The 8,647-nt window shown below is 74.1% G+C and carries 12 protein-coding genes and 2 pseudogenes; 3 read left to right on the top strand and 11 right to left on the bottom strand.

Annotation, left to right across the window (positions count from 1 at the left end):
* Window positions 1-506 (bottom strand): 2'-5' RNA ligase family protein (locus E1166_RS27120; protein ID WP_132342755.1); only part of this gene is annotated, 506 nt, incomplete at its 3' end.
* Window positions 507-587: 81 nt separating this feature from the next.
* On the opposite strand from E1166_RS27120, the gene E1166_RS27125 reads away from it, so the two are divergent.
* The gene (locus E1166_RS27125) at window positions 588-1,097 is read left to right on the top strand and encodes a DUF664 domain-containing protein (protein ID WP_132342756.1); all 510 of its coding nucleotides are present in this window, start codon (window positions 588-590) and stop codon (window positions 1,095-1,097) included.
* On the opposite strand, the gene E1166_RS32320 is transcribed toward E1166_RS27125, so the two are convergent.
* Window positions 1,084-1,479, bottom strand: a complete 396-nt coding sequence (locus tag E1166_RS32320) for a hypothetical protein (RefSeq protein ID WP_243710538.1) — start codon at window positions 1,477-1,479, stop codon at window positions 1,084-1,086. The two genes, E1166_RS27125 and E1166_RS32320, sit on opposite strands and share 14 nt — an antisense overlap.
* A 64-nt stretch (window positions 1,480-1,543) precedes the next feature.
* Window positions 1,544-2,188, bottom strand: a pseudogene (locus E1166_RS32325) (glycoside hydrolase family 88 protein); the annotation flags it as partial.
* Here E1166_RS32325 and E1166_RS27135 point away from each other — a divergent pair.
* Window positions 2,187-2,564, top strand: a complete 378-nt coding sequence (locus E1166_RS27135) for an SCP2 sterol-binding domain-containing protein (RefSeq protein ID WP_132342757.1) — start codon at window positions 2,187-2,189, stop codon at window positions 2,562-2,564. The pseudogene E1166_RS32325 and the gene E1166_RS27135 overlap by 2 nt on opposite strands.
* A 110-nt stretch (window positions 2,565-2,674) precedes the next feature.
* Here E1166_RS27135 and E1166_RS27140 read toward each other — a convergent pair whose 3' ends face one another.
* From E1166_RS27140 to E1166_RS27150, 3 genes are all read right to left on the bottom strand, one after another.
* Window positions 2,675-3,385, bottom strand: coding sequence for a Pr6Pr family membrane protein (locus E1166_RS27140; protein WP_165942733.1), 711 nt, complete (start codon window positions 3,383-3,385; stop codon window positions 2,675-2,677).
* Between the two features lie 34 nt (window positions 3,386-3,419).
* The gene (locus E1166_RS27145) at window positions 3,420-3,656 is read right to left on the bottom strand and encodes a hypothetical protein (protein ID WP_132342758.1); all 237 of its coding nucleotides are present in this window, start codon (window positions 3,654-3,656) and stop codon (window positions 3,420-3,422) included.
* A 108-nt stretch (window positions 3,657-3,764) separates the two neighbouring features.
* Entirely contained in the window at window positions 3,765-4,271 is a 507-nt protein-coding gene (locus E1166_RS27150) for a DinB family protein (protein ID WP_132342759.1), read from the bottom strand.
* A 108-nt stretch (window positions 4,272-4,379) separates the two neighbouring features.
* On the opposite strand from E1166_RS27150, the gene E1166_RS27155 reads away from it, so the two are divergent.
* On the top strand, window positions 4,380-5,276 hold the full coding sequence (locus tag E1166_RS27155; protein WP_132342760.1) for a DUF72 domain-containing protein: 897 nt from the start codon (window positions 4,380-4,382) through the stop codon (window positions 5,274-5,276).
* A 69-nt stretch (window positions 5,277-5,345) separates the two neighbouring features.
* Here E1166_RS27155 and E1166_RS27160 read toward each other — a convergent pair whose 3' ends face one another.
* From E1166_RS27160 to E1166_RS27180, 5 genes and pseudogenes are all read right to left on the bottom strand, one after another.
* Window positions 5,346-6,569 carry a cytochrome P450 gene (locus E1166_RS27160; protein WP_132342761.1) on the bottom strand — a complete coding sequence of 408 codons (1,224 nt, stop codon included), beginning with the start codon at window positions 6,567-6,569 and terminating at the stop codon, window positions 5,346-5,348.
* A gap of 40 nt (window positions 6,570-6,609) precedes the next feature.
* Window positions 6,610-6,999, bottom strand: coding sequence for a hypothetical protein (locus tag E1166_RS27165; RefSeq protein ID WP_132342762.1), 390 nt, complete (start codon window positions 6,997-6,999; stop codon window positions 6,610-6,612).
* 103 nt (window positions 7,000-7,102) lie between these two features.
* Window positions 7,103-7,726, bottom strand: coding sequence for a hypothetical protein (locus E1166_RS27170; RefSeq protein ID WP_132342763.1), 624 nt, complete (start codon window positions 7,724-7,726; stop codon window positions 7,103-7,105).
* Between the two features lie 154 nt (window positions 7,727-7,880).
* Entirely contained in the window at window positions 7,881-8,165 is a 285-nt protein-coding gene (locus E1166_RS27175) for a cupin domain-containing protein (protein ID WP_165944441.1), read from the bottom strand.
* A gap of 165 nt (window positions 8,166-8,330) precedes the next feature.
* A pseudogene (locus tag E1166_RS27180) lies at window positions 8,331-8,647 on the bottom strand (alpha/beta hydrolase); the annotation flags it as partial.

Genomic DNA, 8,647 nt, shown 5'->3' on the forward strand with positions numbered 1-8,647 from the left:
GGGTGGGAGATGTCCCGGGCGTGGTCGGTGAGGGCGGCGGTGGTGACGGTCGCCGTCAGGGGCAGCATCTCCAGGCAGCGGCGGACGGCGGCGGCCATCAGAATGTTCGGCACCCGCATCGACAGGGTGCAGTGCGGCACCCAGCATCCCGGCCGGTACTGCTCCGACAGGGCGATCCCGGCCCGGGTCAGCCGATCGTGCACCAGCGCGTGACGGGCCAGCAACTCGGCGGTCGGGGCGACGCCCAACCACAGCACCCGGCCGACGAACTGCCCGGCGTACTGGAAGTTCAGCCGCAGAGGCGCGGCGACCGGCGTTCCCCGCAGCGCCTCGGCGACCTGCTCCGGGTCGAAACGGGGAGCCACCACCAGCGAGATGTGCGGCCGGTGCCGTCCCGCCAGGAGGGAGCGCATGCTCTGTACCCCCTCGGCCTCCAACGCGTCCCACAGCACCCGGATACGCCGCGTCGCGTCGGTGTCCAGATACAGCTCCAGCGCCGCAACCACATGATCACCCTAACGGCCCGGGTTTGCCCGCCGACGCCAGCGGTATCAGGACCCGGAGACCGCCGGCGAAAGGAGTGTGCCGTGGACGTGGACGGCCTGCTGACCGAGCTCTACGGCCGGCTGCCCCGCCTGGTACGGGGGGCCGTCGACGGGCTGAGCCCGGACCAGTTGCGCTGGTCGCCCCGCCCCGGAGCCAATCCGGTGGGCTGGCTGGTCTGGCACCTGACCCGGATCCAGGACGACCACGTCGCGGACCTGCTCGGCGAGGAGCAGATCTGGGCCGGCGACGGCTGGGCGGACCGGTTCGGCCTGACCGCCGACCCGCACGACACCGGCTACGGGCACACGCCGGAGCAGGTCGCGGCGGTACGACCGGAGAGCGCGGAAGCCCTCGTCGACTACTACGAGACGGTGGCGGCACGGACCTGTGCCTTCCTGGCCGGACTGGCCCCCACGGAGCTGGACCGGGTGGTGGACGAGGCATGGGACCCGCCGGTGACCCTCGGCGTACGGCTGATCAGCGTGGCCGAGGACGACCTTCAGCACGTCGGTCAGGCCGCCTACCTGCGGGGGCTGATCAGGTCGAGCTGACGTCGGCGAGCCGGGCGCGGCGCAGGGCGGCGTGGGCGAGCAGGTGGAACGCCTGCGCCTCGGCGGAGGTGCCCGGGCGGGTGAAGTCCGGCGCCCCGCTCACCGGCCGGACCAGCCCGTACCGGTCGACCTGCCGGTCGGCGGTGGCGAGCAGGTCCCGCCCGGTCTCGGCGTACGACGGCGGCAGCCAACCGTCGGTCGCCCCGGTCAGCGCCGCGTACGCCAGCATCTGCGCCACGTTGGTCTCGACGTGGCTGCCCGGGTCGTCCAGCACGTCGTGGAAGAGGCCATCCGGCCGGCGGTACGCCAGGCAGGCGTCGAGTACCTGCCGGGCGTGCCCGGCCAACTCGGCGCGCAGACCGTCCGGCCAGCGGGGCAGCAACCGCAGCGCGGGCTATTCCGGCCACCACCCAGCCGTTGCCGGTGCCCCAGTGCTGCGGGCTGTCCAGCCCGCCCCGGTCCTCGTCCCAGCGGGCGGCGTACCGGCCGGTGCCCGGGTCGTACAGCCGGCGACGGTGCCCCCGCACCTGCGCCGCCGCCTGGTCAGGATGACCGCACACGGCGAGCAGCGGAACCACCATGTAGACGGTGTCCGCCCAGACCTGCCGGTTGCCGAGCAGATGGAACAGGGTTCCGTCGGCGCCCCGCGGCGCCCTCACCAGCAGCCAGTCGAGCTGCCGCCCCAGCGCCCCCGCCCACCGGTCGCCGGGGTCGACGCGGGCGGCGTGCCGCACCGCCTCGCCGCAGGCGGCGCCGTTGACCGCGCCGTCCTCGCCGGAGACGTCGCCGAGCCGGCCGTCCGGATGCTGCCGGGTCACCGCCGCGTCGGCCAGCAGCACCACCTCCGCGTCGCGGCCGAGGTCGAGCAGGGCGTGCGCGGTCACCCCCTGCTCCCAGGACTGCCGCTGCATCGTCAGCAGCGCCGTCAGCACCCGGTCCAGCCGGGGATCGTCCAGTCCGTGCATGTCGCCTCCCTGCCTCATGTACCCGGGTGTGCGGATCTCACCCGCGGCGGGTGAGCCGGGTTCACCCCGGCCGCTGCCAGCCTGGCTGAGTGCGGCCGACGTCGACCCACCCGGGGGAGGAATCATGGCCACGTCCGCAGCGGAGTTCCTGAAGCGGCTGAACGGCCGCCCGCACCCGGAACTGCCGGAGTACGCCACCGGCACCGTCCGGCTCGACGTGTGCGAGGGCGACCGCACCGAACACTGGTACCTGGTGCTGCACAAACAGCGGGTCGACGTGTCCCGCTCCGAGCGCGACGCCGACCTGGTGCTGCGGGGCAACCGGGAGTCGTTCGACCGGCTGGCCAGCGGGCGACGACGCCTGGTGGAGTCCCTGATGCGCGCCGAGTTGAGCCTGCGCGGGGACATCGCGTTGGCGTTGGCGTTGCGGCGGCTGCTGCCCGGCCCGCCTGACGCGCGGCACCCCCGCCAAGCCGCCGAGCAGGAGATCGGGCGCCCGTGAAGCAGGCGTAGGTCCCGATCGTCGCCGGCAACGTCAGCGAGTACGGGCGGGTCCGACCTGTCCGCACGCCCCGCCACCGGGTCCGCCTGCCGGACCGAGCCCGCCGACGGTCACCACTGCCCGGCCGGCGCGTCCGGCGCGACGTCAGCGACGCGCGGCGCGGGTGCCACCGGGTCGACGTCGCGGCGGGCGCCGGGCCGCCGGGACAACCCCCGGTCCACCCCGACGAAGAGCAGGCCGAGCAGCCAGAACGCCACCGCGAAGAAGACCGTGCTGACCGCGACGCCGTCGTACCCGAGTTGCCCGGCGTCGATGAACGGGTACGGGTACCGCGCCACGACGAGGCCGCGTACCAGGGCGAATCCCAGGTACGCCAGCGGGAACGCCAGCCACCAGGCGGCGTAGCGGGCCCGTAGCCGCCCGCGCGAATCGAACAGCACCCAGTCGGTGATCGCCAGCAGCGGCACCACCGTGTGCAGGAACTGGTTGCCCACCGCCTCGGGCAGCGCCCGCTCCGGTTGCGCGACGGCGAACGGGCTGGCCGGGTTGGCCAGCACCAGGTGGTAGACCACGCCGGTGATGGTGATGTAGAGGGTGACCGCACCCTTGAGGGCCGAGGCCGGTTCGGGCAGCCGCTGCCCGGCGCGCCAGGCGGCGTACCCGGCCAGGATGCCCACCGCCATGTTGCTCTGGATGGTGAAGTACGGCAGCAGGCCGGTGACCGTGGCCGGACCGAGGGCGGTGAGCACGATCCCGGCCAGCACGCTGATCACGATCGCCAGGCGGAAGGCCACCGCCACGCGTCGACGCCGCAGAGTCATCGGGGCAAGTTACCAGCCCGTACGACGATCCTCGTCAGCCTGTCGACCCCGGATGGTGCTGCGCCGGGCCGGTCCCCGGCGGCCCGGCGGCGAACGCCGCGCGGAACCCGCGCACCGCGGCGCGCTCCCCACGCAGCTCGGCGGGGCGGGGCGCGGCCCGCACCGCCGACAGGAGCCGCACCAGCGGCTGCGGCCACCCGGATCCCGGGTCCACGACCGGCCCGCCGAGCAGCCGCTCGGCAATGTGGGGATCCAGTCGATGCGCGTTCATCTCGTGCCCTCAGCGCCGGCGGCGGCCGGCACGTCACATCACCGACAGTCCGGGTCACCCCCCGGTCCGCGGGCCGGGAACACCGGCGCGACCGGCGCCGTCGAGCGGTCAGCCCATCGACCGAGCGCCGTCGATCGACTCGCGCAGGATGTCGGCGTGCCCCGCGTGTTGGGAGATCTCGGCGACCAGGTGCAGCACGACCTGGCGCACCGACCAGCTCGCCCCCGGCTCGAACCAGGGGGCGGCCGGCAGCAGGTGAGCCGCGTCCAGGTCGAGGGTGGACACCAGTTCGTCGGTGCGCGCGGCGACCTGGGCGTACCGGTCGAGCAGGCCGGCCAGGGTCTCGTCGCCGATCATCCGGAACCCCGCCTGCCAGTCGTCGGTCTGGCCCGGCATCGCCTCCGCCCCGCCCACCATGAACCGGGCCCACCCGTCCTCGATGGCGGCGACGTGCTTGACGAGCCCGCCCAGGCAGAGCGTGCTGACCGTGCTGCGGGTCGCGGCCTGCTCGTCGGTGAGCCCACGGACGGTGCGCCGCAGCATGTCGCGCTGCCGGCCCAGGATGGCCAGCAGGCTGGCCCGCTCACCGGTGAGTACCCGCTCCGAAGTGGTCATTCGCCCGCCCTCCGTCGATGTCGTTCGGCCACACCCTAGGTGAGGGCACCGACAGTTCTCTTTCTCCGAGGGTTGCCGCACCGCCCGCCGAGGGTAGGACGTCATGCCATGGGTGAGATTCGCGTGGGCACCTCCTCCTGGGCAGACCAGACGCTGCTGCGCGCCGGCTGGTACCCCCGTGCGGTGCGCACCCCGGCGGACCGGCTCGGCTACTACGCCCGCCACTTCGGACTGGTCGAGGTGGACACCTCCTACTACGCGGTGCCGGCACCGGAAACCACCGCCGGCTGGGTGGCGGCCACCCCGCCCGGCTTCACCTTCGACGTCAAGGCGTTCAGCCTCTTCACCGGGCATCCCACCCCGGTGGCGACGCTGCCCCGGGACCTGCGCCCGACCACCGGCGCGGCCCGGATCCGCCGCCGCGACCTGCCCGGCGAGGCGTACGAGGAGCTGTGGCGCCGGTTCCGGGAGGCGTTGCGGCCGCTGGCGGCGGCCGACCGGCTCGGCGTGGTGCTGTTGCAGTTCCCGCCGTGGCTGGCGCGCGGCGACGCCGCCCGGCGGCGGATCGTGGAGCTGGCGCACCGGTGCCGGCCCTGGCCGGTGGCCGTCGAACTGCGACACGGCTCCTGGTTCGACGGGGCCGCCGCGGCGGAGACGGTGACCTTCCTGACCGACCAGGGGCTGAGCATGGTCTGCGTGGACATGCCACAGGGGCACCCCTCGTCGGTGCCGCCCATCATGATCGCCACGGCCGAGCCGGCGGTGGTGCGCTTCCACGGGCACAGCCCGGCCTGGGCCGACGGCGGCAAGGAGGACCGCTTCCGGTACGCGTACTCCGACGGGGAACTGCGTCGCTGGGCCGAGCTGCTGACCGATCTGGCCGCTACGACCCGGGAGCTGCACGTGCTGTTCAACAACTGCTGTGCCGGGCAGGCCCAGCGCGACGCGGGCCGGCTCGCCGAGCTGCTCGGGGTAGCCACGGCGGCGCACACCGCCGAGGTGTGATCATGGCCGTACGTCCCCGAGCGGGCGAGTGGGCGAGCGGGCACCGCGCCAGGCGACGACAGAGCGGTGTCACCGCACCTCGACGACCACCCCGCTGGCCGGGCGGGTCGGGATCCGGTCCAGCGGGATGGTCAGATCCTGCGCCGGCAGCCGGTGGTCCAACCTGGCCAGCCGCACCGCGAGCGACCGCAGCAGGGCCACCGTGATCCGCTCGCCCGGGCAGCGGTGCCCGGTGCGCGGGTCGCCGCCGCCCTGCGGCATCAGGTCGAACTCGCCGATCTCCCGCCCCAGGAAACGCTCCGGGGCGAAGCGGTACGGATCCGGCCACAGCCGTGGGTCGTGGTTCTGCCCGTACAGGTCCAGCAGCACCATCGCGCCGGCCGGGATGCGTACCCCGTCCCAACTCAGGTCGGTCACCGCCCGTCCGCCGACGAACGGCGCGAACGGGTAGAAACGGCGGACCTCGTGCGCGTACGCCTCGGCGAAGGCCCGGTCGCCGTCGGCCAGCCGGTCCCGGTGGCTCGGCCAGCGGTGCAGCGCGTGCCCGGTGAAGGCGACGAACCAGGCGACCGCCACCGTCGGTCGGAGAGTGTTGAGCAGCTCCACGGCGGCCACACAGGGATCCAGTTCGGTGCCGGCGGCGTCCTGGTGGCGGGCCACCGCCGCCACCGCCGAGCCGGCCGGCACCTCGGCCTCGCCCCGGCGTACCCGGGTGACGAGGGCGGCGAGCTGGTTCTCCCACCGGGTCCGGGCCCGTCGGGCGCGGAAGTGACGCGGCCCGGCGGTGGCGAAGCCGTCGACCAGGGCGACCAGATCGGTGGCGAGGCGGGGCAACTCGTCGTCGTCGACCGGCACGCCGGTCCAGTCGCACACCGCCCGGGTCAGCACCTCGGCGGCGGCGTCGAAGAGCACCACCGGGCCCTGCCCGGCCCAGCCCTTCGCGGCGAGGTCCCAGGCCGTCTCGGCCCGGACGACCAGGCCGTCGACATCGCCGTTGACCAGCAGCCCGGTGAACAGCGCCTTGCGCACCCGGTGCGCGTCGCCGTCGAGGGTGTGCACCGCACGGTGCCCGAACAGCGTGCTGAGCACCGGTTCGGGCAGCGCGCCGTGCCGGCGTACGTGCCGCTCGTCGTAGAAGAAGCGGGCCGCGTCCGGGCCGCGCAGCGCCACCGCGCGCCGCCCGGCCAGCCGGGTGCGGTAGACGTCGGCGCCGGCCTCCCGGAACCGGTTGGGCAGCCAGGCATACCCCTGGGTGACGAGGGTGAACGTGTCGTCCAGATGCGAGCGGGCCATGCCGGGACTTCTGCCCCCGGCATGGCCCGCCAAACCTCACTCAGTCCCGGCTGACCCCTTCCGGGCGCATCCCGGTGGCTTCCTCCCAGGCGTTGTCCGGCAGGTCGCCGCCGACGATCTCGTCCGGGAAGGGGCGGCGGGCCGGTGCGGGATCGGGCGGAGCACCCGGCCCTGCCTCCGGCACCGGCGTCGTCTCGACCGGGCCGAAACCGTGCCGACCGGCCGGCCCCGACGGGCCCACCGGATCCCCGGCCCGGCGGTCGCCGCGCCGCCCCTCCGGCACGGCGGTCTCCTCGCTCCCCTCACCCATCGGGTCGTGCTCACCCGCGCCCCAGGGCGGATCGGCGTCGAAGCCGTCGGTGGTGCCCCAGGGGCCCGCGGACTGCGGCCCCCGTCCGGTGCCGCCCGGCACTGCCTCGTTCCCCGTCATGGCCACCTCGCTGCTCGTCGTGCTTTCGGTCGTCCGGCCCCGGCACGGCGACCGCCGTCGACACCGCGACGAACGGCCCCATGCCGGCCTGCTGGGTACGACCTCAGCCCGCCATCGCCATCCGGCGCCTCGCGCCCATCGTGGCGACCTTCCCCATCGTCATCGGCGCGCTCATCATCCCGCCCGCGCGACCGAACACACCCCGGAACATCTGCCCGGGTTTCTGCTGCTCACCCATGTACGAGGTGACCACCACCAGCGCCCCGGTCAACGCCGGGATCGTCCACTGCAACACCTTCATCCGGCGCTGGCAGGACGCCACGTCCCCGGGTGTCTGGTAGTGGGGCTCGGTGATCCCCTCCACCGGTGGGTTGCCGGCCTTCTCCAGTTTCATGCCGAGCAACCGGCTGTACCCGGTGACCGCCAGCGCGCCGACGGTGAGCGCCGTCTTGATCGCGCTCATCCGCCCCACCCCGCGCTGGGCCAGCACGCGCGGGCTCTCCGTGGCGAGTTCGCCGACCGCACCGGCCAGGTGCGCGCCGATCGCCGCCGCGTTCACCGGCGTCCAACGGGACCAGCCCGCCGAGGCGATCGGCAGGCGCTGGGTCGAGTCGCTGATCCGCGCCGCCGCCCCGTTGACGCCGAGCGCTCCCATCAGGGAGCCGCCGAACCAGGCTGCCAGGCCCAGATCGTGCATGGAACGCAGCGCAGTGTGTCGTTCGGACATCTGATCCCCCTCCACCGTGTTCGGGCGCAGCGGCTTACCCGTCGTCGGCGCGGCTACGCACCCGGATCCGGTCCATCCCCGGTTCACGCCCACCGGCCCCGGTGCCGCGGCGGGGCGTACCCCGCCGGGGGCACGAGGCGGACCGCCCCCGGGGTCAGGCGCTTTCCGGCAGCCAGTAGACGGAGATGGCGACAAGTGGCTCAGGTCCGTCGTTGCGGATCTGATGCGGCACGTGGCTCTCGAAGGCCACGACGTCTCCGGGGTTGAGGACGGCTGTCCGGTCGGTCCACGTCAGCGCGCCGGTTCCGGCCACGATGACCCACACCTCACGTGATCGGTGGAGGTCGAGATCGTTGGACGTCCCAGGAGCAACGCTCCACCGTGCCATCTCGAACGGGGCAGGCGCCGTCGCCGGGAACGGCAGCAACGCGCGGTGCACCGGGCCACCCTCCGCGAAGGTGTACCACGGTTCGAATGGCACGGGGCCACTGGTCGTGGCTTGGCTGGTGTTCGACATGTCGTCGAGGCTGCCGCACCACGTCGTCGCCCGTCTGGCGGCAATCGGTCATCGCGCTCGCCGCACCGTCGCCGGTCGGTGCGCGCCTCAGGCGGGGGGCGTGAGGGCGGCGGCGAAGTCGGCCACCCGGCGGGCCAGCGGCCCACCGGCGCGGACCCAGACGAAGTGGTCCAGCGGGGCGCCCGCCTCGGCGACGGTGTAGCGGGCACGGGTCACCGGGGCGGCGGTGAGCTTGGCGCAGAGGTGGTCGAGCGTGGCGTGCGGGGTGAAGCTGTCGTCGTCCATGCTCACCGCCAGCACCGGCGTGGTCAGCCGCCGCACCGCGGCCTCGGCGTCCACCCCGTCCAGCGAGGGAAAGCGCCCGGTACGGGCGGTGTACGCCCAGTCGCGGATCACCCCCCGGG

This window comes from Micromonospora sp. KC213, assembly GCF_004348325.1.
In the GTDB taxonomy this organism is placed as follows: Bacteria; Actinomycetota; Actinomycetes; order Mycobacteriales; family Micromonosporaceae; genus Micromonospora.